Origin of the sequence: Dyella sp. ASV21 (genome assembly GCF_016428975.1) — a bacterium.
Lineage (GTDB): Bacteria > Pseudomonadota > Gammaproteobacteria > Xanthomonadales > Rhodanobacteraceae > Dyella.
On the sequence record NZ_JAELTT010000214.1, the window covers coordinates 1 to 398 of the forward strand.

The 398-nt window shown below is 71.9% G+C and carries 1 protein-coding gene; it reads left to right on the forward strand.

Annotation, left to right across the window (positions count from 1 at the left end):
- Positions 1-191: 191 nt before the first annotated feature.
- Positions 192-320, forward strand: a complete 129-nt coding sequence (locus JHD67_RS22685) for a hypothetical protein (RefSeq protein WP_255557461.1) — start codon at positions 192-194, stop codon at positions 318-320.
- The last annotated feature ends 78 nt before the right edge of the window (positions 321-398 follow it).

Here is a 398-nt window from a genome sequence, read left to right on the forward strand (position 1 = left end):
CCCCCCCCCCCCCCCCCCCCCCCCCCCCCCCCCCCCCCCCCCCCCCCCCCCCCCCCCCCCCCCCCCCCCTCTCTCACTGCTCCGGCGACCACCGAGATCTACACCCGAACGTTGTCGTCGGCAGCGTCAGATGTGTATAAGAGACAGGCGTAATGGCGTACGTGATGAGTTGAATATGTCTAGCAGGGGTAGTGCGCAGTCCGCGCAGGTGTTTCGGCGCGGGCATGGTGCAACTGGGCAACAACGTGCTGCTGTCTCTTATACACATCTCCGAGCCCACGAGACCCGTGACCGAATCTCGTATTCCGGCGTATGCGTGAAAAAGGGGGGGGGGGGGGGGGGGGGGGGGGGGGGGGGGGGGGGGGGGGGGGGGGGGGGGGGGGGGGGGGGGGGGGGGG